Origin of the sequence: Akkermansia sp. JRP_AM1 (assembly GCF_049262625.1) — a bacterium.
GTDB lineage: Bacteria > Verrucomicrobiota > Verrucomicrobiia > Verrucomicrobiales > Akkermansiaceae > Akkermansia > Akkermansia massiliensis.
Map to the genome: position 1 here is coordinate 2064517 of NZ_CP118234.1, position 24663 is coordinate 2089179.

Here is a 24663-nt window from a genome sequence, read left to right on the forward strand (position 1 = left end):
AACAGCTTTTTGCTTTTCCCAGTCTGGGGTTCCCCTGTGCGGTGTAAGAATGTTTTAGGAAAACGTGCAGCGTGGGCATGAAGAATTGTGATGGGTGAGAGCCAATGCCGGGAACTTGAAATTGTGAGCACGGACACATGAAATTCATCATCCCGGAAGGCACTGATTTCTTGCGTTGGCCGGGGGCTTGTTGTACACATGTATTAATGAAAATTCATTTTTGCGGCGCGGCGGGTACGACGACGGGGTCCCAGCATTTGCTGGAGGTGAACGGGAGCAGGATTCTTCTGGATTGCGGCATGTACCAGGGGCGGCGTGAGGAAGCCTGGCACATCAACAAGGATTTTCCCTATTTTTCTCCGGCGGAGGTGGACGCGGCGGTTCTTTCCCACGCGCACATAGACCATTCCGGCAATCTTCCCAATCTGGTGAAGCAGGGGTTTCAGGGGAATATTTACAGTACGTTTGCAACCCGGGATCTCTGCCAGCTCATGCTGGCGGACGCCGCCCGCATCCAGGAGCACGATTGCGCGTTCATTAATAAGATGAACAAGCGCCGGGGCATTCAGCAGCCGGAGATTTATCCCACTTATTCCGAACAGGATGCGGAACGGTGCATGCGCCAGTTCGTGAATATCGGGTATGAACGCTCCATCCCCGTCGTTCCGGGCGTGACGCTCACGTTTTATGATGCGGGCCATATTCTGGGCGCCGCGCAGGTGTGCCTGGATATTGAGGACCGGGAAGACGGGCGGAAGAAGCGCTTCCTGTTTTCCGGAGACGTGGGCAGGGGGGATAATGAACTCCTGCGTGATCCCGTGCCCGTTCCGGATGTGGACATTCTGCTGATGGAGAGCACCTACGGCGGCCGTTTCCATGAGGCCCCCTCCCGTGATGACGAAGCCTTCTGCAGGGTGATCAGGGAGGCCCTGGACCTGGGCGGCCGCGTTTACATTCCCGCCTTTGCGGTAGAGCGCACCCAGCAGCTTCTTTACCTGCTGAACAGGGCTTATCATGAAGGTTCGCTGCCTTTGCTGCCCGTGTATGTGGACAGCCCCATGGCCGTGGGCGCCACGGAGATTTTCCGCATTCATCCGGAGTGCTTCAACAAGGAGGTGTATGATTTTCTGTTCCGGGAAAAGGATCCGTTCTGTTTTGAACAGCTGCGGCTTATCCGTTCCGTGGGGGAATCCCAGGATCTGAACAAGATGAACGGGCAGGCCATCATCATCTCCGCCTCCGGCATGTGTGAGGCCGGGCGCATCCTTCACCATCTGGCGAACAACATCGGCAACCCGAAGAATACGGTCCTTTTTGTGGGCTATTGCGCGGAGCATACGCTGGGCCGCAAGATCATGGACGGGTGGAAGGAGGTTCCCATCCTGGGCAAGCAGTACACTGTCCGGGCCAGGATACGGGAGATGGACTCCTTTTCCGGCCATGCGGACCATGGAGAGCTGCTGGAATATTTTGACAAGACCGGGGGGCCCAAGAGAAATATCATTCTGGCGCACGGGGAGGAGAAGGCCTCCCGCGCCCTGGCGGAGGCGCTCAGGGAGCGGCAGCCCAATCCCGTTTCCATCGCGCAACTGGGAAGCGCCATGGTGCTTTGACGTTCCGGAGCGCCGGGGCCTTCCTGTTGCGGTTTCTTTCAGGGTTTGCCGCCTTTCATGGCGGAGGCGCCCGGCGTGTTCCAATCAAGTCATGACGGCAGGATGGCTGTGCTGGCCGCTTGACCCGGTGTGTTTACGGGGCTAGCGTGCAGGTATGTCTTCCTTGTTTATTGAATATCCCAAGTGCACGACTTGCCAGAAAGCCAAAAAATGGCTTGATGAACAGGGCGTTTCCTATGAGGACCGCCACATTGTGGAGCAAAACCCCACGGCGGAGGAGCTCCGGACCTGGATTGAAGAGAGCGGCCTGCCGTCCAAGAGGTTTTTCAATACCAGCGGCCTGCTGTACAAGAGCATGAATTTGAAAGACAGGCTTCCCGGCATGAGCCTGGAGGAGCAGGTGGCTCTGCTGGCTACCAACGGTATGCTGGTCAAACGCCCCATTCTAATCACCAACGGGAGGATTTGCGTCGGCTTCAAGGCTGACGAGTGGAAAGCCGCCCTTCATTCCTGATTCCCGCCATGCCCCTGATTACCCGCACCAAGCAAGGCGCAGCCAATTTCGGCCCCTGGGAGAACGTCGTCAGGGTGCTGATTCTGGTATGGTTCATGCTGTACACGCTGAATGCCATTCCGGACGTTCATCCGCTGGTAGGCCGGATTGCGGCCAAGGTGAATTACTGGATCAGCTATTTCTTTGTGTTTGAGTATATCCTGCGGGTGCTGTGCGCCAAGCCGCGGAAGGCTTATATCTTCAGCGGCATGGGCATTCTGGATTTCATTGTCTGCGTGCCGTTCCTGGGCATGTTTTTCGGGGCGGACTGGCAGATTCTTTATTCCCTGCGGATTGTCCGTGTGCTGGCCATTTTCAAGCTGGCCCGGTTTAATCAAACCGCAGCCAGCTTTAAAAAGGCCTTTTACCTGATCCGGGATGAGTTCTTCCTGTTCTTTTCCGTGATCCTGTTTATGCTGTACGTCACGTCCCTGGGCATTTACATTGCGGAGCACGATGCCCAGCCGGAGAAGTTCCGCTCCTTTTTTGACGCCCTGTGGTTTGCCGTGGAGACCCTGAGCACGGTGGGGTACGGCGATCTGGTGCCTATTACGCCCATGGGACGCATTTTTACCGGGGTGATCATGTTCATTGCCGTGTCCATCATCGCCATTTCCACGGGGCTCATCACGTCCGCCTTTTCCCGCGTGTGGCAGCAGGAGAACGTTTTCGCGCACCGCCGCAAGCGCCCTGCGGACAAGACCGCGGCTGAATCCGGCGGTGAAGAGGAGGAACCCAAATAGTCTGCACCTTCCTAAGGGGCGTTCAGCTCCGTTCCACGGATTTTTGAAACAGGCTTGAACAGGAACGGCCGCCTTTCCACAGGGAAGGGCGGCCGTTGCATGAAAGCGGGAAAGAAGTTTTTCCTAGCTGTTGTACATCTCCGTGTAGTACTGGTCCGCCATGCGGTCGGAGTCAAACTCGGGGTAGATATCCGTCATCGCATTGAAGACAATGTCCATCCACTTGTCGTTGTGATTGTAGTAAAGCGGCAGAATCTTGTCGTCCAGGATGTTGTAGAAGTTGTCGCGGTCGGAGCGGTCGCGGGCTTCCGGGGAGAGGTGGGGAGCCGCTTCCGGAATGACGAAGCAGTTTTCCCCGTCCTTGGCGAATTCACAGATCCAGCCGTCATTGGTGGAGACGGAGATGGAGCCGTTCATGGCGGCGGACATGCCGGAGGTGCCGGAGGCCTCCCGGGTGACTACGGGGTTGTTCAGCCACACGTCGGAGCCGTTCTTCAGGTAGCGGCTCAGGCCCAGTTCATAGCCGGTGAGCACGGCGGAACGGGGATACTTGGCCGTCATGTCGTTCAGGCGGTTGAAGATTTCAATGGCGCCGTGGTCCATCGGGTAGGGTTTGCCTGCCCAGATGAACTGCACCGGATAGTTGGTGCGCTGGAGCATGCGTTCAAACATGGTGGGATTGCCAGTGACCAGGTCCGGACGCTTGTAGGCCGCAAAGCGGCGCGCCCAGACGATGGTGAGGCAGTTCGGGTCAAAGACGCGGCCCGTCTGTTCCCCCACCATGCGGAAGAGGGCTTTCTTCAGGGCGCGCTTGCGGCGGATGAAGGCCTCCTTGTTGCGGGCCTGGAAGGCTTCCGCCAGTTCCGGGTCCTGCCAGTATTTCTGGTTCTGGGCGTTCGTGATGTGGATGATGGGGCACACGCCTTCATAGTCCTTCCACATCTGGCGGGAAACTTCGCCGTGGAGCTTGGAAACGCCGTTGGCGATGTGGGAAAGGCGCAGGGCGGCCAGCGTGTAGTTGAACGTGTTGTCCGTCAGGCCTACGGCGGCGCGCACCTGTTCCATGGAAAGCCCGTCGAAGAAGGAGAACGTGTTCATGGTGTTCACGTCCATCTTTTCATTGCCGGCTTCCTCCGGGGTGTGCGTAGTGAAGACGAAGCGCTTGCGCACTTCCTCCACGCTGCCGGTCTTGGCAAGCACATGGAAGGCGGCGGCCAGGCCGTGGGCTTCATTCAGGTGGTAGATTTCCGGTTCAATGCCCAGCTCGTCAAAGAGACGGGCGCCGCCCTTGCCGAGCAGCACGTACTGGGCGATGCGGGTGAAGCCGTTGGCGTCGTACAGGCGGCGGGAGATGTTGCGGCTTTCCTCGTCGTTTTCCTCCAGGTCCGTGGAAAGGAAGAACATGGGGGCGGTGCCGAAAGTTTCCGGATTCAGGAAGTAGGCTTTCACCCAGACGGGCGCGCCGCAGACGTGGATGAGGAATTTGATGTTGTGGTCTTCCAGGAACGGGTAGTTCTTGCGCATGTACTGCGTGGCCATGGAGCCGTCTTCCGCCCGGATCTGGTTGTAGTAGCCGTAGCTCCACAGGATGCCGACGCCTACGAGGTTCTGGCGCAGGTCATGGGCGCTGCGCATGTGGGAGCCGGACAGGTAGCCCAGGCCGCCGGAATAGATTTTGAATGAATTGTCAATGGCGTATTCCATGGAGAAGTACGCTACGCTTTTTCCGTATTTGGGGTCGATTTCATACGGATGTTCAAAAATGGTGGGTAAGAATGATTTCGCCATGATTCTGTAAATGGAGTAAGCGTTCAACGGGTGAACCTGTATGTCTTGGTATCATGGTTCGGCAATATTGGAAAGGGCAAAATGCGTGTGTGTCTGAATTGTTGATTGAACAGGAATGCCTTTCCGGAGAATCCTTTCCGTGGTTTTTCCGTGCCGGAGCGGCACGGGCGGGGAAGGGCGTGCCGCCCTGTTCCGGCCCCTGTTTTCCAGTGCTCCGGAAATGAATTTTGAGCTTGCCGCCGCAGGGGAAAAAGAGCATGAATGAGGGGCATGAAAGCTCTTGTAAAAACGCAGGCAGGCCCCGGTTTGGAACTGATGGATGTTCCCATGCCGGAAGTCGGCCCGAACGATGTCCTGATTAAAATTCATAAAACAGCCATTTGCGGCACGGACCTTCATATCTGGAACTGGGACAAGTGGGCCCAGCAGACCATTCCCGTGGGGATGCACGTGGGCCATGAGTTCTGCGGCGTGATTGAAGCCGTAGGCTCTTCCGTGACGGAATACAAGCCCGGGGAGATTGTTTCCGGAGAAGGCCACATCGTCTGCGGCCACTGCCGGAGCTGCCGTTCCGGCCAGAAGCACCTGTGCCCGAACACGAAGGGCGTGGGCGTGAACAGGCCCGGCTGCTTTGCGGAGTACCTCTCCATTCCCCAGGACAACGTGGTGCGCATCCACAAGAGCATTCCGATGGAGATCGCCTCCATCTTCGACCCCCTGGGCAACGCCGTCCATACGGCCTTGTCCTGGGACATGGTGGGGGAAGACGTCCTGATTACGGGCGCGGGAGTCATCGGCTGCATGGCCGCCGCCGTCTGCAAGAAGGCCGGAGCCAAGACGGTGGTTATCACGGACATCAATGATTTCCGCCTGAGCCTGGCCAAGACGCTGGGCGCGGACCGTACCGTGAACGTGACCCGTGAAAAACTGGAGGACGTAATGAAGGAGCTGGAAATGACGGAAGGGTTTGACGTGTGCCTGGAAATGAGCGGCGCCCCGTCCTGCCTGAAAGACATCATCGACAATTCCCGGAACGGAGCCAACATTTCCCTGCTGGGCATCCAGCCGGACGGCTCCAGCATCGAATGGAACAAGTTTATCTGGAAGGGGCTGAAAATGAAGGGCATTTACGGGCGTGAAATTTTTGAAACCTGGCACAAGATGGATTCCATGATCCGCAGCGGCCTGAATATAGCGCCCATCATTACGCACCGCCTGCCCTACACGGAATTCCGGGAAGGCTTTGAGGCCATGAATTCCGGCAAGTCCGGCAAGGTGGTTCTGGACTGGATTGTCTGATTTATCCGCTTTTTTACCGTATAACGAATGCCCCGGCTTCCAGATGGAACGCCGGGGCATTTTTTAAGAAGGCACAGGATAGGCGGGAGCGGATTTGCTCCCGGAGCGTCAAGCGGTTTTTCTGGGCGTGGGTGGCGTTTGGGCATCTCGGGCCCGGGCGCGGCGTTCCTCCTTCATGCGGCGGGCGTAGCTGTCGTCGTCTTCCTCAAAGGCGTCCGGATGGGTCAGCCGGAGCCTCCGCACCACCTTGTCATGGTCCTCCGGGGAAACCAGGTCCGTGAACAGGCCTCCCTGAAGATGGTCCACCTCGTGCTGCAGGCAGCGCGCCAGGAGCCCGTTGCATTTGATGGTCACGGTGCGTCCGTCCATCAGGGTCAGGATGGCCTTCACGCAGGAGCGGCGCAGGACGTTCGCATACACCTTGGTGATGCTCAGGCAGCCTTCCCGGTACGGCACATTCCTGCCGAAGGGGTGGAGGACGGGATTGATGAAATTCAAGGGCATGATTTGCGCCAGCGTGGCCGGGCGTCCGTCCACTTCCAGCCATGTAGTAGTGGCGTCCGTGGGCGGAATATTGATGGTGACCATCTGAATGGCCCTTCCCACCTGCGGAGCGGCCAGGCCTATGCCCCCCTGGGCCAGGGTTTCCTGCATGTCGTCCAGGAAGGAAAGAAGGTCTTTGTTGATATGAACCACGGGGCTGCATTCCTCCCTCAAAAGGGGGTGTCCGTATTGAAGAATGTCAAGAATCACGGCGGATAGGATGGAGTTGGTAATAAGGTGTGACCTCCGGGTTCGGGAGAGTGTTCATGATATTTAAAAGAATATTTCCGCACATCAAGAATGCGGGAATGTTTTTTCCGGATGAAATGAAAAGGCCTTGAACTTTGGGGACGCTTTCTTACGGTAACCATGTTGCCACGATGCGGGCCGGGCTCCAGAGCCTCCCTCATCAACGCCGCTTTCTCATGAAACTCAGTTCCCGTTTTTCCCTGTTCCTGAATTTGCCGCTGTTGGGAGGCGCGTGTTTGCTGGCGCTGTGTTCCTGCGGGGACAAGGAGGAAGGGGAAAGGGCTGCGGAGGAAAAGGAGGCTGAAAAGCTTTCCCCGGTGGAATCCTATGAAGAACTGCTTTCCCTGCGCCTGAAGGACGTGGAGCAGATGACGGATCTGGTCGCTTCCATCCAGGACCGGGCTGCGGGAGAGGCCGTGATGGTGGAACTGGGGCGGTTGACGGACAGGCTGAAGCTTTACAACATGAACTGCGGGCGGCTGATGATTCTGAATCCGCGCGTGCATGAAGAGTCCCGGGAGGTTCACCCCTCCTTCCATTCCATTCTCCGGGAGCGCGTGGACAAGGCCCGCGACCGGATGATGCAGGCGATGCTGAAGCTTCATGAACTCAAGTATTACGATTCCGCCGTCATCAGGGATGATCTGGAAAAGTACGGTCTCAGCCTGACGGACGAACGGATGGCCCAGTATTTGAACGACAGGATACTGCCGTTCCTGAAAGCGTATCTGGAGCAGTACGCCACCATGGTGGACATGCTGGAGGGGATTGACAACAAGGTGGCTGCGGAGGCTTATGCCATGTCCGTAGCCCTTCAGGGGCGCATGGTCAGGGAACAGATGGACAATATCACCCGGCTGGAGCAGGAGTACGGAGAATGGCTCCCCGGTTTTGAACGGCATTGCCACGACGGGTTGGAGAAGATGAGGAGAAGGGCGGACGAGAACCGCAAACGCGCTTTCCGGGCGCTCCTGAAGCTGGTGACGGCCAGAATGTATGATTCCCCGTCCATGCAGAAAGCAGTGGTGGGGCTTGAGATGGAACAGCCCAGGCTGGTGGATTTTCAGGAATTCTGGGCTGATCCCATCATGACCATGGAGGAGTTCTGCCTGTGTTTGGAAAGAATCCAGCATCTCCTGCGCGGCATTAAGGATACCGGAACGGCGGACCAGCGCGCCATGGAGTTGGTGGAAGTGGTGGCCAGGCTGAAAAGGCTGCGCTACGTCGTGGATGATTTTCAGAAATCCGGCCGCATGAACCAGGTAAAAACCAGGGATCTGGAACGCATCAGCCGCCGTGCGGAGGAAGCGGAAATGGCCGTTTCCAGTACCATGGCCCATCTTATCGTGGAGACGGATGTTGTGACCCGTTCCCCTCTTCTTTCCCGCGCCATGGGCTTTTACCGCTATGTGATGTACACGCACTGAGGGCTGCATGCCGGAAAGCGCCTATTGACATCCGGCGTCGGCACGGGACAATCTGCCCATGATGGATGTTGATTTTTCCGGAAGTGCCGTGGTCGTGACGGGCGGAGCCGGCGGCATTGGCCGCGCCATTGCGAAGGCTTGCGCCGCAGCAGGCGCACGCGTGGCGGTGCTGGATGTGAAGCATGAGGAAACGGCCTCCCTGCTGGAAGAATTGCCGGGAGAAGGCCATCTCTGCGTGACGGGTGATGCGGGGGTGGAAGAGGACGTGCGTTTTTTTGCGGAAAAAGTGTTGGAGCACTTCGGCCGGGTGGATGTCCTGGTAAACAATGCATGCATCACCCGCCACGGTATTCTTTCCGGCTGCTCTTATGAGGACTTTAATGAAGTTCTGCGCGAGGGCGTTGCTGCCCCCTACCTGCTCAGCCTTTTGTTCCGTGATCATTTTTCCCGCGGGGCTTCCATCGTGAACATCGCCTCCACCCGCGCTTCCATGTCCCAGAAGGATACGGAAAGCTACAGCGCGGCCAAGGGAGCCCTCATCTCCCTGACCCACGCTCTTGCCATGAGCCTCGCGCCCCTCGGCGTCCGGGTGAACAGCATCAGCCCCGGCTGGATTGACACGGGGGCCTTTGGAGCCTTGTCCCCGGAGGACGGCCTCCAGCATCCTTCCGGGCGCGTTGGAACGCCGGAGGATATCGTTCAGGCTGTGTTCTTCCTCTGCCGCTCCGGCTTCGTCAATGCGGAAAACCTGGTCATTGACGGCGGCATGACTCGGATGATGGTGTATCACGGGGATGAAGGCTGGACGTTCCGTCCGGAGCCGCCGGACACGGTCCCCTCATGACGGCAGCCGGCGGCTGCGGCAGGTATCCGGAGTTTCCCGGGTCATGGAATACGTACACGTGCGGGAAAAACATTGCCCGCATGCGGATGAAGCAAGGGCGGGCACGAACGCGGAGGCGAGTTTTTGTTTGGAACGGCCTGGTTCGTCATTCCCCGGAGCACAGGTTATACATGCCCAGGCAGGGGGTAACGACAATGCCGACCGGAATAAGAAGGATATTGGCAATCACGGTACCGGGGGCGTCAATCACGCAGCTCTGTGCTCCCGCCAGAATTCTCCGGCCTGTGGAGGGAGCGCTGATGATCTTTACGGCTGCTACGGTAGGAGAAGCGTTTTCTTTCCTGCTCAAGTTCAGGTAGGGAAGGGTAATTTGATGCGCTCCATACAGGGAAAACCGGGGAGGAACGGTGAAATTCTCTTCAAGTACCATGCTCAGGAGGTCTTTGTATTCTATGGGATCGGGAAGGTCTTTCTTGTTAAGCTGCAAAAAGACGGTCTTTTCCGTTCCCGGAATATCCTCCATTTGTGAAATGAAGTCTGACTGGGCCATGGGCGGTCCGATGACCGGAGTTTCCTTGCGCTGATCGCATTGAACGGCTTTGATGTAAACGAAGCCGTTTTTCACATAGGCGCGGTCATCCAGTTCCCAGTTGCGGTAAACGGTTCCGGCGTTCAGCGTCTGGGCGGCCGTATTGACGGAAATGCAGGCGCACGGCAGCAGGAATGCCGTCGGCAGCAGGAGGAAACGTTTCATGGGGTACTGCCGTGGATAGCAGTATACTGACTGACAGTCAATATAAAATAAGAAGAGCCGCTCTTTTCCGGAGCGGCTCCAATATTCCCTTCACGGGAGCAGAATGATAAAAGTCAGCGAATGGTGACGCGGGGGTCGTTCGCCAGGACCTCGGCCAGTTCGTCCCAGCCGTCTTCCGTCTGGAGCTGGAACATCTGGAGGTAAACGGACGCTACGCCGGCAGGGTATTTTTCAAACAATTCGTCCACGGCCTTGGCGAGTTTTTCCTTGTCCAGCGTTTCCGGCAGTTCGTTCACAATGCCGTTGCCGTCATGGGGGATGTCCAGCGTATTCAGGAAAGTAATCAGCATGTCCTGATGCTTGCGCAGAAGCCAGACCTGGAGCAGGTGGTCCCCGATTTCATTGCTGGGTTTCCACGCCAGCATTTTCTGGATGAAGGAGAATTGCTCCTGAAGGGGCTTGCGCTGGATGAATTCCGGGCGCAATTTTTTCAGGGCGCCGAGTTCACGCACGGCGGCGCGGTAAATGGCGCGTTCCTGGTTGCGCATCCAGTCCAGAATGTTGCTGATCGTTTCTTCGTCCGCCTGCTGGAAAATGTAATATGCCTTCATGATAAGTAGGGAAAGAAAAGCTCTTTGAGGACATGAACTCCACCATGTTTCCCCCTCCTATGCAAGCTCTTCTACTGTCACCTGCCGTACTTGGCTTCTATTCCGGATTCAAGGCGTAAAAAAACGGTCTTATTGCAAAAAAGACTTGCTAAAAGGGGGCTCTTATGGTTACTTGCTTCCGCGCTTCTCGCGATGCCACTGTAGCTCAGGGGTAGAGCAACGCATTCGTAATGCGTGGGTCGTCGGTTCAATTCCGACCAGTGGCTCCATCTTCAGAGTTGGAGCTTGTCGCGGGGAACTGCCGGATACATGCCTCGTTAGCTCAGTTGGTAGAGCAGCTGACTCTTAATCAGTTTGTCCACGGTTCGAGCCCGTGACGGGGTACCATCCGGTCGTTCCTGCAAGGAACGCCGCCATTCCAGTGCCTCGTTAGCTCAGTTGGTAGAGCAGCTGACTCTTAATCAGTTTGTCCACGGTTCGAGCCCGTGACGGGGTACCATCTCTTTTTAAGTCCGGCTTGCTGATGGCAAAGCCGGACTTTTGTTTGATAGGGAACGTTGAAAAAACGATTTGTTCTTTCCGATTCTCATTTGCCCTGCCAAGCCTCTTTTCGGGCGGTGCAAGCATGCACGATAATATGGACAGGCAGTTATTTAAAATCAGGTGTTGAAATCTCTTGGAAATTACATTTAGTGTTTTAATAACGGCAACATAAAAAATTCCATGCGAATGCCGTTCTTATTGATTTTCTCCGTACATGGGGAAAGGATCGTTTTCATTCACGCATGACATTTCAAGAAAATATTGTTTGGAATACGGTTCTTTGAAAACATGTCCATTGTAATAAGTGGAGACGGCAAACATGTCCGTCAATACGGTGCCGTTTTTAATGAATCTTCCGGGAAGTCCCCATTGCTTGGAATCGTTCAAAGACCGCAGATATCCCTTATATCCCCGGTAAATGACATGATCGTTATTATAAATGATTATGTTGTCCGTATCTCCAATATCATTTTTTCCTAGAAAATCCCGGATGTTGTCGGAATCAAAATTCAAAAAATACGGATTTTGATTAAATGATACATCATCGGAAAAAACAATATCTCCGGATTCTGATTTTATTTGAATATGGGCACAATTGCTTTTTGTAAATAAAATAGTCGCCGGAATGATTAAAATAACCAATGTAATCAGAAAATATATTTTTAGTAGATTCTTTTTCACTTAATATGATGATATTTTATGAGTAATTTTCTTCCAATGTTGTATATGGTAAATTTGCTGTCAGAAATTTCATTTTATATTTAGTTTTAAAAATTTACTTGATTGGCGGTTGAGGCATTTTTGATTTATAAATTTCCATTACAAAAAATTTAAATAACTTCCTTTATTTATATAGATTCCTACTATAATTAATAATGAAAAAAATTTCATGCAAGACATTATGAAAATGATGCTATATGCGCAACTATAGATTAATATGAAAATGATATAATTTATTATAGATTCTTTTCTTCGTGAATATAATGACGTGATGATGCTTTCTATAATATTTTTAAAAAATAAAATAACAGATTGTTTGAAGAACCAAATGACAAACCATATTAACCACCATAAAAGGATGTAATAAATCAAATGTAAATCGAAAGTTCTAGCAAGACCGTACCCGAAGTAGACAAGACTCCCTATAGGAAACCAGAACGTAAAAAAATTATTACTGGCAGACATCAATATCTTTTTTATTCTATCATGCGCATATTTTTTATTTAAATACGAAATAACATGTATTTTTTTTATAAATAATGAAATGAGTATTACAGCAATCCAAAATACTATCCAATAAAAAATTACTTCAATATAATGCAAGGTGAACGTGTGAGTAAATACATAAAGGATAAAATAAATCCACCATAATATTGAATACAATAGAAGAAATTCGCTGGAACTGTTTCCGGATGATTTGCAATTAATGCAATATTTAAGGGAAAAAGGTCCCAAAATGGCACTTAAAATAGCAAATGCTGTTTTTTTATGATTAATGAACTTCATTATTTGTTTAAATTTCTTAAATAATTATATAATCCTTCAATTCCACGGAGACCTGTAATATTCAATAACGAATCCAATGCTTGCCATTGAAATGCTTTTAACGGAAAGATTTTTGGACACCCCTCAATAGTGCCTTCTAATGTGATAGTGTATCTAGAGTGATCATGGCCTAATGCTCGATGTATTGTAGATATGGGACCGCCAACTGGATTTTTAAAATATGGATATGCTGATTCAGGTATGGGGATTTGAACAAAATCATCCGGATGACCATGGCCTCCTACTCTTCCGAGGGTTTTACGCGTTATAGGTAACGCAGGGTCGCGATTAACTGCATATGCAGGTCCCCTTAATTTCCCGGAACTTATAATTAACTCTTTCGATTCTTTTGTGGTAATATGTTGGAGATTAACTTTAGCGGTGTTTTTAGCGGCAGCTCCACCTGGAGACGAAATGAGCCGATTGGCATCATAGGATACTGCTTCTTCCGGTTCCCGGGCGGTCTTGCGGTTGCCGATGTTGTCGTAGGAATAGATAAAGCTTCCTCCCCGGCTGATCCGGTCTTCGACCAGCCCGCTGCGGCTGTTGTGGGTGAAGTTTCTGGTGGTTGCAGGTGTGGTTCCATCCCAGGAGTCCCGCCGTTGGACAGGACGCATCAGCGCGTCGTAGCCGTATTCGTGGCCGGCTGCCAATTCGCCATCCGCTCCCTTTCTGTAACTGATGGCGGTTACGAGGTCGAGCCTGGGATGATAGGTATTGCAGCGGACCATGCCGTTGGGGTAGGTGAGATAGTTGAGGAAGCCGCTGGGTTGGTCATACTGCCAGGTAAATGGAGACTCCAGTCCTTCCAGATTCATCCCGATGATGGCACCTTTGGAATCGTAGTCAAGATGGGAGTGCTGCACGGTACGGGTTCCAAGAATCAGGCGATATCCGTTGGAACGACCCAAGGCATCGTATTGTTCCTGGGCGCAGTTTTCCACGGTTCCAAAGGAAGTGTCCTGGATCATGTGGCCATAGGCATCGTAGGAGCATTCCCTGATGCCGGAGGCGTCCCGGACGGAGGTCATTTGTCCAATGCGGTTGTAGGTAAACTCCCATCCGGGAGTGTTGTCGTTGTGGGAGACGGAGACGAGTTCTCCGGTGAGAGGAGCATAGGCATAAGTGGAGACGGAATTTTTCAACACCATGAAGGACGTAAAGCTCAGGAATGCGAAGCTGGCCGCCTTCGGCAGCACGCGCCATCCTGAGCTTGCTGCCTTCCGAAACTGCCTGTAGTAGTCCCCGGGACTTGGACCAGATGCTCTCAATAGCTCCCGTGGAAGGATGGCGGTTCACCTTCATCTGACGGGAATAAGCTTCCGCCGTGGTTTCCACGCCGGAGGCGGAGACCAGGGAGACGACCTTTCCGGTGGCTGCCGAGAAGCGCAGGGTGCGCCCATTGCTCTGCACCATGTCCAGGTAGGCGGGAGAGCCGCCGGTGCAGGGAGACTTGTCGGCATTCAGCTTCTGAACCTTGTAGTTCAACTTGCGCGAACTTCCGGAGACGGAGGCTTCGGAACCGCCGTTTGAACTTTGGAAGGAGATGGAACTGCCCGTGGGTCGTTTGACGGAGATCTGTCCGGTTTCGGGATTGCAGGAGGCGGTCCATTCGAGGGGATGCTTGTAGCGCAGGGTGATGGAAGAGAGGGCGGAAGGTTCGGCAAGGGTGCGGAGAAGCGGGGGATTGCCTCCTCCACTTCCTCCTTCGGAATCGCCCTCACCCATTTCCAGTAAGCCTTCGCAGTCGTCGGCCCCGTCCGGATAGCCGCCGAAGAAATGGGAGGTGTTCTTGCTGCAATCGGACTGTTCGATGTCTTCGTCGCAATCACAGGAACAGGGGCATGGACAACCCCCTTCCTCCGGCTCCGCTGGAGGAAAAGGAGAGGGAACTGGAACTGCTGCTGGAAGAGGAGCTGGATGACGAAAAGCTGCTGCTGGAACTCGAAGAACTTGATGAGTTAGACGAAGAAGGACTGGAGCTGCTCGAGGAGGAAGAGCTCGAACTGCTGCTTGGCTTGGGATCAAACTCAAACGAATCTCCTCCCCCTGCCGAACTGCTCGACGAGTCCCCTTCTTCCGCCTCCTGGTACAGGTTGACCAGGGTCAGGACGGTTTCTCCCTCCTTGCCGGCGAGAGTGTTTTCCGCCAGCAGGTAATAATCCAGGTCGGGCTCGCCTTCCTTGTCGCTAACCAGGGCAATGCAGAACTCGGCTTCCGCCCCCCGGTCGGGCTGGTGTTGATGGACGATGTGGCACCAGTAGTATCCCTGGTCGAACTGGATCTGGCGGCGGAGAGGGGTGAAAGAGCCCGGCTCCGTGGAGAGTTCCAGATCCTTGGCGGGAATGGAAAGGGAGATGGAAGAGTGGGCGCGGAGGTGGAGAAAACAGGTGGCGGGAGCCATGACCTTGAGGTATCCGAACCATTCGTGCCGGGTGGGGGAGGAAGCAGCGCGTTTGGGGATAAGGACGGGAGCGGAGAGGCCGTTGACCAGGAAGTTGCCCTGGGGCTGCCCGTTGGGGTACATGGGAATGAAGGGGTAGACGGTGTCCATGGCGCCGATGTTGAAAGTGTTGTTCATGGCAATGAAGGTAGAATTATGAAATGGTTGCGGCTACCATGAATCAAAACCAGCAACGTAAACACGCCGGAGACGTTAAGAAAAAGCGTCCCGTACAGAAATGTAGTGAGGGAGGTATCCGGGGCAATTCCTGCTTTTGATTGCGTGGTCCGGTCTGGTAGTGTACGAATACGGCAGTGAAGGAGCGGAGCGTTCAGGATTGTTTCATGGCCCGGTGTTTCGTCCCGGAGAAGGGAAAGGGGAGCCGTCCCGAAGCCTGGAGGCGGTTGAAAGAGGCTTTGGTGAACAATTTGCTGGAACGGCAGGCGGACCATGAATTCCGTCTTCCGGAAGGATTCTCTTTTCCCTGCGGGAAGAGGATGCTCACCGGGCTGTTACTCCTTCCGTGCTGGAGGGATTGCTGGAACGCTCCCTGACGGATGGCCGCCGTTCCGGAACCGTGTATACTCCCGGCTTCCTGGTCCGCTGGATGGCCCGGGAGGCGGTATCCTCCTGGCTGGCATCCAGATTGCCTGCTCCCCGGAATGGTAATGAGGAAGCCGGGTTGCTGAGAAATATCCGGGTGCTGGATTTATCCGCCGGGGCGGGGGCATTCACCATGGGAATGCTTCGGGAGCTTGCCGCGCGCAGAAAGCGTCTGGAGCCGGAATATGCGGAGGCCGATTTATTCCGTGCCATTCTGGAAGAGAATATTTACGGGGTGGATGTTTGTGCGGAGGCTCTGGAGGTGGCCCGTTTCCGTTTTCACTGTGCATGGCTAGCTGCCGGAGGAAAGGGGGATTTCCGGGACCACCTGCTGTGCGGGGACAGCCTGGACATGTCTGCGGATGGCGTCTGGCGGCAGGGCCTTTCAGCAGTGATGGCGGACGGAGGCTTTGACCTGGTAATCGGGAATCCCCCTTTTGTCGGGGAAAAAGGGAACAAGGAGCTGTTTGACCGTCTGAAGTCTTCTCCGTTGGCTTCCTATTGTTCTTCACGCATGGATTACTGGTACGTGTTCGCCTGTGTGGGTCTGGATGCCCTGAAACAGGGGGGCGTGATGCATTTGGTTGTTCCCAACAGGTGGATGGCGAATGCCGGAGCGGTTCCCCTTCGCCGCAAGCTGCTGGAAGATTGCGGATTGCTGCGTTTGTCGGATTTCGGGGCTTGCCGGGTGTTTGAAGCCGCACGGGTTCATACCATGACCGTTCTGGCGGAAAGGAAGGGGGATGGGGGAGGACTCCCGGTTCCGGAATACCGCCGTTTTTGCGGTCCTATGGAAGAGGTGGAATCCTTTCTGGAACATGAACCGTACTGCCGGTTTTCTTTGCCGGAAGATACAGGGGCATGCGCCAAGGAAGGATTGTTTTTCTGCTCCGCAGCCGAATGGAACGTTCTGGAGAAGATGGAGAGATGCCGGAATTTCAGGCTGGATGCCGCAAAGGAAATGACGCAGGGGATTGTTCCGAACCCCGATGTCGTTTCCGCCCGTGCGCTGGAGAGCCTGGTGCCGGAGGCAGTGCAGCGGTCCGGCGTCCGGAGGGGGGAAGGGGTGTTTGTAGTGCCGCAGGGGTATTTCAACCGGCTGCCGGCAGTGGAACGGCGTTTTCTCAAGCCTCTGTATGAACCCGCCCTGGCAGGAAGATACGCGTTGAAAGCTCCGGAGAAGGTGTTGCTCTATCTGACTCCGTCCAACGGGTCGGAACAGGCCGTCACGCTTCTCCGGCATCTGGAAAAGTTCCGCCCCCTGATGGAAGCCCGGCGGGAAACCCGCATGGGCCGCATGAAGTACTATCATGTGCACTGGCCCCGGAAGGAACGGTTCTTCCTTCCCGGTCCCAAGATTCTGGCTGTCCGGAAGTGTGCACGGCCCACCTTCTCCTACACGGAGGATGAGGCTTATGTAATGATGGCGTTCAACGTGATACGCACGGAACGCGTAAGCATGAAGTACCTGGCCGCCCTGTTCAATTCACGTCTCATGCAGTTCTGGTTTCTCCGCAGGGGGAAGATGCAGGGGGACTTTTTCCAGATGGATACGGCACCCATCCTCCGCGTTCCCATCCGGGTGCCCGGCCTTTCCGTGCTGCGGGAGGTGGAAGAGCTGGCGGATACCCTCACGGCCCGCTATTGCCCGGAAGGGGATGAACGGATGAATGAGCTGATGGAAGGCGTTTACGGCCTCTCCCGGCAGGAACGGGAAGTGCTTATTCAGGCGTGCTCTCCACCGCGGGCCGGGTGGGGAAGCATGCCAGAATGAGGAGGAGCAGCCCGTAGGCGGTAGAAATGATACCCAGGAATTGCGTCGCGGTTCCCCCTGGATACTGGAAGCGCTCCAGGATGGCCCAGTTAAGGAAAATAATGACGCCCAGGCCCAGGTAACCGTAACCCCACGCCGTGTTGAAGCCGGCGTCCCGAAGCCTTCTGATAGTGACGCCCAGGGTAGGAAGATAAAGGACCAGCAAGACGATTTGGGTAATGAAGAAGAAGGAGGCTATTCGGGTAAAAAGGATAGCCTGCATTTGTTCCGGGTCCTGCATGGCCGCCAGTTCTCCCCACGGAAGAGTGACCGCGACGATGACTCCGCCGACAAGACTGAAGATGAAGGAGAAGAGGTTCATGAAAAGGAAAAAGCCCCAGAACTCTCGCCGGGGAGCCGTTCCGGAGAAGGCGCAGTACTTTTTCGTCAGGCACAGGATGAAGTATTTCCAGAGAGAGGGTCGTGTTGTAGTGTCCATAGCTGCCGCTTTTCATAACATGGCTTTTTGAAAAACAGCAACGCCAAAAGAAACATCCGGGCTTGATTTTCGGAGGGCCCCCCTTAAGGTGTGCGTCCTGCAACCTGTTTGTTGAGCCTATGATGAAGCCTGTTTTTCTGGGGAAATACCTGCTTGCCGCCTGCTGGTACGCCGCTTTTCCCGCGGCGGAGGCCGGCGCGGGAACGGCGCAGCTTCACCCGGCTTCCGGGGATTCTCTGCCGTCCCTGTGCCGTGTGCTGGACCGCGGGCCCGTTCTGTACCGGGATGATTCCTCATGGATCAGGAGGGTGAAGCTGACCCTGATTGGCCAGTACCAGACGGCAGCCGTCAGCCCCAATGGAGCCAACAAGTTCTGCCCTTCTTCCGGCGGCCATAACAGCGAGTGGCGGCGCGCCTACCTGGGCGGGGACGTTGTGATGGGGGACGGCTCCTGGCGCCTGTCCAACCTGACGAACGTGGGGGATCTGGAAGGCCGCCACCGCGAAGTGCGCGGAGAATGGACCGGCAGCCGCACGGAGTGGTCCCTGTATGAGCTTTATCTGGAAAAGACCATGCCCGGCGTCAAGTTCAGGGCCGGGAAGCTGACGCCGCACCTGACGTCGGAATACTGCCTGGCTTCCTCCCGGATTAAAACGGTGGAGAGGTCCGCCCTGTGCAATGAATTGATTCCCATCTCCAACTGGGGGCTGGAGGCCAATTTCCAGAAGGACGCCAGGAGCCTGTACCATTCCTACGGCGTTTACCTGAACGCGAATGGTACGGATTTGAAGGATGAAATCCAGTTTCATTCCGCGGATAACCTGTTTGCCCTGAATGCCATGAAATGGAAGGTGGCTTCCCCCATGTGGGACAGCCAGACTCTGGGGTACCAGTACGCCCATAATTTTACGGAGTGGCGGGGAAGGAAGGTTCCCTCCTCTTCCGATTACTGTGGAACGGGCGCGCAGGACGTGCTTTCCCTGAGCTGGGACGCCAGCCGCGGCGCCTTTTCCGTGATGGGGAACCTGCTGGCGGGCGTGGGGATCGTGGGCCAGCCGGGCGCAAAGAACGTGTACGGTCTGGTTCTCCAGCCCGTTTACCGGATTTCCCCCACTTGGAAGGCGTCTTTCAGTACCAGTGTTCCTTCGGAAACCGCTCCGTGAAGCTGAATACGCGGTATGTGCCCAGCGTCACCCATTACCCCGCGTGGGTGGACAGCATGCATTCCTTTTACCTGGGGCTGAACTGCTACCTGTGCCCGGAAGCGGTCAACGCGGTGAAGCTGATGCTGGCGGTGGAATATGTCACCAGCCGGGTGGACTCAACAACGGCCAGGGCCTTCAACGGATGGTCTGTTTTCGGGGCCGTCCGGTTCAAGTTTTGATCCCCTCCTGCCGCTATTGCAGTTTCCTCAGCACAGTGGGCTGGTAAGCGGGAAGCGCCGGAATGGGAACGTATCCGGGGGAGCTGGTCCCACACGGGATGCATGGGCTGGGTGTCCGCTTCAAAAATGGCTCCATTGAAGGATTTAATGATGGTGCGGATGGCTCCGGACGGCGCCGGCTGAATCACAAAGGGGCGCGGCTCCGATTCCGGAAGGTTCATGTGCAGGTTGACTTCCGCTTCGTTCCAGGCGGGCCAGACGTCGGAAGGCGTGGAGATTTCACGGATTTCCGTATTGGTGGCGGAGCGGGGAGTGTGGAAAAAGGGGCTGTCCGGGTCTCCATCGTTCAGCCAGACTTCCTCGTCCGGCGTCTCCGTCGTGATGATGAGCCCTTCCTGGTTGTCCGGATGGTAGAATTCATAGCCTGACCGGGCATTGCCGTCCGTTTCCGTCCTGTCGTCATTCATGTGGATGCTGATGGCAGGCTTGCTCCGGGAAGCGGCCTGCCCTAGTTGGGACTGGAAGAGGGCCGCCTGCCGCTTCAGGGCTTCCGGAGAAGTGCCTCGCGCGTATTTGGGGAAGAAAACGCTCTTGGTGTCTATTTTTCCAGGGCGCACTTTCACCGGTTCATCCGACAGTTCAAAGATGTATTTTACAGGAAGTTCCGTTGCGGAACCCCGGTAGCAGAAACTTCCCAGGGACGCCAGGCCCAGGCACGTCAGGAGATACAGGCGCGGTACGGATTTCATCAGAGGTTGAACTGGTTCCAGTAGAACAAAAATAGGGAAATATTCAATGCTAAAAGAGAAAATCCCGCTTCCGCGGCGGCAGGAGGCATGTTGTGCGTCCCCATGCGGGGACGGCTGCGGCATTTCCGTCATTTCTCTTCTTGGCAGCTCCGTGCGGCTGTCCTATGGTAATGCGCATGATGAAAAAAATTGCCGTCTTGTGCGTGGCCGCCTCTGCCTCCCTCCTGTGGTGCGGGTGTGACCGCAAGCCCGCTGCCGGGGAAAAGCAGGCCGCCCCTTCCGGGAAACGGGAAGAGCCTGCCGAAGAAAAGGGGGAGGCCGCAGCCTGGCGGGAACGCCTGGACGCCGCCTCCGCCAAAGCCGCCCGTGAGAAAGGGAATGACAGGGAGCACGTGAAGACGCTCAATGACGTGGCCGCCCTGTATGCGGAGGGATTGCAGAACGGCTGGGCCCATCCGCTGGATGTGCGCTCCTGGTGTGACTCCGTGGCGGAAACGGGTTCCGGATATTCCGGGGAGACGGTTATCGGCGCCATGTTCCTGTACGGAACCGGCGTCAAGCGTGATGCCGGAGCGGCCAGGGAGTGGTTTGAATACGGGCTGGCGCGTCCAGGAACCCAGCGGGGGAATGCCCTGTACATGCTGGGCATGATGTATTTCAAGGGGGACGGCGCGGACCAGGACCGGAACAAGGCCCTGGAGCTGTGGCGCAAGGCGGCGGATGAAGAGCATCCGGCGGCCATGGGCCTGCTGGGCCGGGCCTACATGGAGGGGAAGCTGGGCTTTGACAAGGATCCTGCTTCCGGGCGCGTATTGCTAGAAAAGGCCGCCAACGGGGGGAATACGCCTTCCTCCGTCTATCTGGGGAATATTTATGCGAAGGGGGAGGGCGTGGAGCAGGACATGGAGCGCGCGATGAAATGGTATGAGCAGGCGGCCTCCGCCGGGGACGCCCGTGCCCAGTACATCGTGGGACTGGCGTATCTGGAAGGCTCCGGCGTACCCGTGGATGAAGGCAAGGCGTTCAACTGGCTCCGGCTGGCCGCCGGGCAGGACCACGTCAACGCCATGCTGATGCTTTCCGTCTGCTACAGCACCGGAAAGGGAACCCCGCAGGATGCGGACATGGCGGAAGTCTGGAAAAAGAAGGCGCTCCAACTGAATGCGGAGCGGGAGGGCAGCCGTGTCCCGCAGACGGAGGAACGCTAGTCTTCCCGGATTTCCCGGTTCAGGAATTCCAGGGCCTGCCGCCGTTCCAGAATGATGTTGCCCCGGTCGTCCGGGATGACCAGCAGGCCGTCCCGGTGTTCCAGAATGGCGTGAAGCATGGCGAACACATGGCCCAGCGCGCATTCGTCCTCCAGGATGAAACGCAGCATTTTGGTGCGTTCCCCTATTTGCCGAAGGGCGGAGCGGTCCCTTTTGAAGGCCTGGCGGGCATCGTCCGTTTCCATGATCCAGAACACGTCAAGCTGGGATTCTCCCTCTTCGTCCAGGTATTCCCCTTCCAGCACATGGTCCGGCGCGTTTTCCGGCGCGCCGGAAAGGTTCAGCCGGAAGCAGGCGTCCAGGCGGAACATGTTCTTCTGCAATTCCTCCGCCGCCGGCAGGGGGGCGTCCTGAATGAAAAGCCAGAATTCCTGTTCGTCCGGGGCAGGGGCGGCGTGCGTCATGGGCGGATTGTGGCATTCCCGCGGCGTTTTCCCACCCGGATTTGTGACATTGAGGCGGTGCGTGCGGATTTTTGGATGTTCAAGGGCTTCCCTCCCGATTAAAAACAGGGGCATGAGTATTCCCGTAATGATGACGGTTGCCGGTTCCGACTGCTCCGCAGGGGCCGGACTTCAGGCGGATATGAAGGCGGCCCATGCCATGGGGGCGTTTGCGCTCACGGCCGTCACCTGCGTCGTGTCCGAGGCGCCGGGACTGGTGCGCGGCATCCAGGAGGTGGACCCTGAGCTGGTGGCGGACCAGGTGCGCATCAATCTGGAGCATTTTCCGGTAAGCGCCGTGAAGACGGGCATGCTGTACTCCCCGGCCATCGTCCGTGCGGTGCATGAGGTGCTGGCAGGTACGGGTATTCCCGTTGTGGTGGATCCCGTCATGATCGCTACGGCAGGAGACCGGCTGATGAGGGAGGAGGCTGTAGCCGTTTATGAAGAACTTCTGCTCCCGGGCGCGGCCCTGCTGACCCCCAATCTGGATGAAGCCGCCGTGCTGTTGCGCTCTTCCGTCAACCCTGAAAGGGATGAACTGCCGGAGGCTGCCGCGCGCCTTGCCATCAGGTACGGGTGCCCCGTCCTGCTGAAGGGCGGCCATCTGGAAGGAGACTGCCGGGACGTGCTGGCCGGCCCGGACGGCCGCATGCTGGGGGAATGGAACCGCCTGCGCGTGCGGGATGTGAGCACGCATGGAACGGGCTGTTCCCTGTCCGCCGCCATCGCGGCGCGGCTGGCCGCCGGGGACGGACTGGCCACGGCGGTGGAGCGCGGCCTGGAATTCATTGCCGCCGCCATCCGGGACCACCTGCGCTGGGAGCATCCGGTCCGGGTGGATGCGTTGAAATTGTGGTAGGGAGCCCTTTCGTTCCGCCCCGCCTGCCGCCGTTCCCTTTTCCGGCCCGGTTGGAAAAAGCGGGGACTGCCGCCGTCTTTCTGTGCCTTAATAATGCTTTGTGCTTGCGTATGGGAGGCGGGGTTGGTAGTTGTATCCACGCCCATGTGCCACATGGAGCTCTTAAGAATTAGTAAATATCATAGCAATTATCACTATGGGACAGCAAATCCGCAAAGTCACCAAGCGCCGCAGACGTGTTGAATACATCAAGCGTAAGAAGGAACAGTCCAAGTTGAATTCCAATACGCCTATCCGTCTGGCCGTTCCCGTTGCCAAGGACGCCAAGCCTGCCGCCAAGGAAGCTCCCGCCAAAAAGACCGCGGCCAAGGCCCCAGCCAAGAAGACTGAAACCAAGGCTGCCGCCGCCAAGAAGGCTCCCGCCAAAAAGCCGGCTGCCAAGAAGGCCGCTGAATAATTGCCCGGGCGGAGGTTACTGCCTCCGCGCGTCAATCAAACAGTTTTTACAAGCCGTCGTGCAATTGCATGGCGGCTTTTTGCATGGCATGGCCTTCTTGTGTACAAAGGAACCGTGGGCGGCCTGATTTTTCCTGGGGCGCCCCTGCGGATTTCTTCGCTGTGGGCCATGGCCCGTTCCTGCCCATGCTTCCGCGGCATGGGGGCTTCTCCCGGACTTTTCCGGAATGATATTGACTCTATTCCCCGGAGGCGTACAAAAGGAAATAACACCATTTTGTTTTTCCAGCCATGCGCCACCGTACCACCGACACCGCCAAAGGACACCGCAATTACATCATCATTGCGTGTGACGTGCTTCTTTTCCTGGCCATGCTCAAGTGGCTTCCCGTGGAGCCGGATGTAGCCAGGGGGCTGGCCGTTCTCACCTTCATCGGCATTCTGTGGCTGACGGAAGCACTGCATGTGACCGTGACCGCCCTGCTGGTGCCGGTGCTCGCCATGTTCATGGGGATTCTTCCGGGGGCGAAGGCATTGGCCGGCTTTGCGGATCCCACCATTTTCCTGTTCTTCGGCGGCTTTGCGCTGGCCGGGGCTCTCCACGAACAGAAAATTGATACCTGGCTGGCTGGAAAAATCCTCCGGATGGCCCGCGGAAGCCTGGGGATGGCCCTGATCCTGATTTTCCTGGCTACGGCGTTCCTCTCCATGTGGATGTCCAATACGGCCACGGCGGCCATGATGCTCCCGCTGGTCATCGGCCTGCTGGACCGCATTCCGGCGGAAAAGCTCAAGACGACGGCACCCTTTGCCGTGCTGGGGGTGGCGTACAGCGCCTCCATCGGCGGCATGGGAACGCTGGTGGGTTCCCCTCCCAACGCCATTGCGGCGCATGAGCTCGGCATGGGATTTGCGGAATGGTTCCGGATTGCCATGCCCATTGTCCTGGTATTCGGAGTGATTGTCTTCTGCCTGATGTACCTGTTCTTCCGCCCGCGGCTGGGGCTGCATGTGGACATGGCCCCGGCGGAAGGGGAGGTTGCGGAGGCCCGGCTGAATGCCAGGCAGGTGCGCGTGCTGCTTCTCTTCGTGCTGGTGGCCGGGAGCTGGATGTGCAGCAGCTTCCTTTCCTCCGCTCTGGGCGGCATTCCGTCCATGGACACGCTCATTGCGCTGTGTGCCGCGGTTCTGCTGCCCCTGTGCGGAGTCATCAACTGGGGCGGCATCGCCAAAAATACGGACTGGGGCGTCCTGCTGCTGTTCGGCGGCGGCATCACGCTCAGCAGCATCCTCGTCCAGACGGGGGCGGCGGGATTTCTGGCGGACCAGGTATCTTCCCTGGCCATGGGGCAGAGTCCCATTATCATCCTGCTCATCATCAGCCTCTTCATCACGTCGCTGACGGAATTCTGCTCCAATACGGCCAGCGCAGCCCTGGTGGCTCCGTTGATGGTGACGGTGGCCTCCGCCATGGGCATGTCCGCCACGCCGCTGGTGCTTCTGGTGGGCATCGGGGCCTCTTGTGCCTTCATGCTTCCCGTCTCCACGCCTCCCAACGCCCTGGCCTTCGCCACAGGGAAATTCCCTCAGATGACCATGGTGAAGGTAGGGCTGCTGATCAATGTGGTGCTCGTCTTCGTGAAGGCTTTCTGGGCCTGGATATTCTGGATGTAGCGGAAAGGGCTCCCGTG

22 protein-coding genes and 3 tRNA genes are annotated in these 24663 nt (G+C 56.4%); 15 read left to right on the top strand and 10 right to left on the bottom strand.

Annotated elements, in window-relative coordinates; translation table 11 throughout:
* Nucleotides 1-206 precede the first annotated feature (206 nt).
* From PVA48_RS09885 to PVA48_RS09895, 3 genes are all read left to right on the top strand, one after another.
* Nucleotides 207-1613 (top strand): MBL fold metallo-hydrolase RNA specificity domain-containing protein, encoded by a 1407-nt coding sequence (locus PVA48_RS09885; protein WP_102729101.1) that lies wholly within the window; start codon nt 207-209, stop codon nt 1611-1613.
* 154 nt (nt 1614-1767) lie between these two features.
* Entirely contained in the window at nt 1768-2127 is a 360-nt protein-coding gene (locus tag PVA48_RS09890; protein ID WP_102729100.1) for an arsenate reductase family protein, read from the top strand.
* An 8-nt stretch (nt 2128-2135) separates the two neighbouring features.
* Complete coding sequence (locus PVA48_RS09895; RefSeq protein ID WP_102729099.1) at nt 2136-2909, top strand: ion transporter; 774 nt, start codon at nt 2136-2138, stop codon at nt 2907-2909.
* Between the two features lie 123 nt (nt 2910-3032).
* Here the strand turns inward: PVA48_RS09895 and glgP are convergent, their stop codons facing one another.
* Nucleotides 3033-4697 (bottom strand): alpha-glucan family phosphorylase, encoded by a 1665-nt coding sequence (gene glgP, locus PVA48_RS09900; protein WP_423231668.1) that lies wholly within the window; start codon nt 4695-4697, stop codon nt 3033-3035.
* Nucleotides 4698-4958: 261 nt separating this feature from the next.
* Between glgP and tdh the strand changes: the two genes are divergently transcribed.
* Nucleotides 4959-5996, top strand: a complete 1038-nt coding sequence (tdh, locus tag PVA48_RS09905) for an L-threonine 3-dehydrogenase (RefSeq protein WP_102729098.1) — start codon at nt 4959-4961, stop codon at nt 5994-5996.
* 108 nt (nt 5997-6104) lie between these two features.
* Here tdh and def read toward each other — a convergent pair whose 3' ends face one another.
* The gene (def, locus tag PVA48_RS09910) at nt 6105-6749 is read right to left on the bottom strand and encodes a peptide deformylase (RefSeq protein ID WP_102729097.1); all 645 of its coding nucleotides are present in this window, start codon (nt 6747-6749) and stop codon (nt 6105-6107) included.
* A 215-nt stretch (nt 6750-6964) separates the two neighbouring features.
* On the opposite strand from def, the gene PVA48_RS09915 reads away from it, so the two are divergent.
* Both PVA48_RS09915 and PVA48_RS09920 read left to right on the top strand, forming a co-directional pair.
* Complete coding sequence (locus tag PVA48_RS09915; protein ID WP_102749391.1) at nt 6965-8215, top strand: hypothetical protein; 1251 nt, start codon at nt 6965-6967, stop codon at nt 8213-8215.
* Between the two features lie 58 nt (nt 8216-8273).
* Nucleotides 8274-9059, top strand: a complete 786-nt coding sequence (locus PVA48_RS09920) for an SDR family oxidoreductase (protein ID WP_180975276.1) — start codon at nt 8274-8276, stop codon at nt 9057-9059.
* A 145-nt stretch (nt 9060-9204) separates the two neighbouring features.
* Here the strand turns inward: PVA48_RS09920 and PVA48_RS09925 are convergent, their stop codons facing one another.
* Nucleotides 9205-9813, bottom strand: coding sequence for a hypothetical protein (locus PVA48_RS09925; protein WP_102729095.1), 609 nt, complete (start codon nt 9811-9813; stop codon nt 9205-9207).
* Nucleotides 9814-9926: 113 nt separating this feature from the next.
* A complete protein-coding gene (locus tag PVA48_RS09930) occupies nt 9927-10424 on the bottom strand; it encodes a hypothetical protein (RefSeq protein ID WP_022396083.1) in 498 nt (165 codons plus the stop codon).
* Nucleotides 10425-10618: 194 nt separating this feature from the next.
* Between PVA48_RS09930 and PVA48_RS09935 the strand changes: the two genes are divergently transcribed.
* The 3 genes from PVA48_RS09935 to PVA48_RS09945 all read left to right on the top strand — a co-directional run bounded on the left by PVA48_RS09935 (nt 10619) and on the right by PVA48_RS09945 (nt 10923).
* Nucleotides 10619-10693, top strand: a tRNA-Thr gene (locus PVA48_RS09935).
* 42 nt (nt 10694-10735) lie between these two features.
* Nucleotides 10736-10811 (top strand) — tRNA-Lys (locus PVA48_RS09940).
* Nucleotides 10812-10847: 36 nt separating this feature from the next.
* Nucleotides 10848-10923: transfer RNA gene (locus PVA48_RS09945), tRNA-Lys, on the top strand.
* A 239-nt stretch (nt 10924-11162) separates the two neighbouring features.
* Here PVA48_RS09945 and PVA48_RS09950 read toward each other — a convergent pair.
* From PVA48_RS09950 to PVA48_RS09960, 3 genes are all read right to left on the bottom strand, one after another.
* Nucleotides 11163-11648, bottom strand: a complete 486-nt coding sequence (locus PVA48_RS09950) for a hypothetical protein (protein WP_146019585.1) — start codon at nt 11646-11648, stop codon at nt 11163-11165.
* Nucleotides 11649-12472: 824 nt separating this feature from the next.
* Entirely contained in the window at nt 12473-13711 is a 1239-nt protein-coding gene (locus PVA48_RS09955) for a hypothetical protein (RefSeq protein ID WP_215709483.1), read from the bottom strand.
* Nucleotides 13712-14340: 629 nt separating this feature from the next.
* Nucleotides 14341-15093, bottom strand: a complete 753-nt coding sequence (locus PVA48_RS09960; RefSeq protein WP_423231669.1) for a hypothetical protein — start codon at nt 15091-15093, stop codon at nt 14341-14343.
* Between the two features lie 385 nt (nt 15094-15478).
* Between PVA48_RS09960 and PVA48_RS09965 the strand changes: the two genes are divergently transcribed.
* Nucleotides 15479-17332, top strand: coding sequence for an Eco57I restriction-modification methylase domain-containing protein (locus PVA48_RS09965; RefSeq protein ID WP_423231670.1), 1854 nt, complete (start codon nt 15479-15481; stop codon nt 17330-17332).
* Here PVA48_RS09965 and PVA48_RS09970 read toward each other — a convergent pair.
* Entirely contained in the window at nt 17280-17810 is a 531-nt protein-coding gene (locus PVA48_RS09970) for a DUF805 domain-containing protein (protein ID WP_102729089.1), read from the bottom strand. The two genes, PVA48_RS09965 and PVA48_RS09970, sit on opposite strands and share 53 nt — an antisense overlap.
* 119 nt (nt 17811-17929) lie before the next feature.
* Between PVA48_RS09970 and PVA48_RS09975 the strand changes: the two genes are divergently transcribed.
* On the top strand, nt 17930-18973 hold the full coding sequence (locus tag PVA48_RS09975; protein ID WP_423231671.1) for a hypothetical protein: 1044 nt from the start codon (nt 17930-17932) through the stop codon (nt 18971-18973).
* A gap of 85 nt (nt 18974-19058) precedes the next feature.
* Here PVA48_RS09975 and PVA48_RS09980 read toward each other — a convergent pair whose 3' ends face one another.
* Nucleotides 19059-19943 carry a hypothetical protein gene (locus PVA48_RS09980; RefSeq protein WP_423231672.1) on the bottom strand — a complete coding sequence of 295 codons (885 nt, stop codon included), beginning with the start codon at nt 19941-19943 and terminating at the stop codon, nt 19059-19061.
* A gap of 176 nt (nt 19944-20119) precedes the next feature.
* On the opposite strand from PVA48_RS09980, the gene PVA48_RS09985 reads away from it, so the two are divergent.
* Complete coding sequence (locus PVA48_RS09985) at nt 20120-21151, top strand: tetratricopeptide repeat protein (RefSeq protein WP_180975274.1); 1032 nt, start codon at nt 20120-20122, stop codon at nt 21149-21151.
* Here the strand turns inward: PVA48_RS09985 and PVA48_RS09990 are convergent.
* Nucleotides 21148-21729 (bottom strand): hypothetical protein, encoded by a 582-nt coding sequence (locus PVA48_RS09990; protein ID WP_180975273.1) that lies wholly within the window; start codon nt 21727-21729, stop codon nt 21148-21150. The genes PVA48_RS09985 and PVA48_RS09990 overlap by 4 nt on opposite strands.
* Here PVA48_RS09990 and thiD point away from each other — a divergent pair.
* The 3 genes from thiD to PVA48_RS10005 all read left to right on the top strand — a co-directional run bounded on the left by thiD (nt 21728) and on the right by PVA48_RS10005 (nt 24646).
* A complete protein-coding gene (thiD, locus tag PVA48_RS09995) occupies nt 21728-22516 on the top strand; it encodes a bifunctional hydroxymethylpyrimidine kinase/phosphomethylpyrimidine kinase (protein WP_180975272.1) in 789 nt (262 codons plus the stop codon). The two genes, PVA48_RS09990 and thiD, sit on opposite strands and share 2 nt — an antisense overlap.
* Before the next feature lie 196 nt (nt 22517-22712).
* On the top strand, nt 22713-22973 hold the full coding sequence (locus PVA48_RS10000; RefSeq protein ID WP_102729084.1) for a hypothetical protein: 261 nt from the start codon (nt 22713-22715) through the stop codon (nt 22971-22973).
* 290 nt (nt 22974-23263) lie between these two features.
* The gene (locus tag PVA48_RS10005; RefSeq protein ID WP_215451350.1) at nt 23264-24646 is read left to right on the top strand and encodes an SLC13 family permease; all 1383 of its coding nucleotides are present in this window, start codon (nt 23264-23266) and stop codon (nt 24644-24646) included.
* Nucleotides 24647-24663: the final 17 nt, after the last annotated feature.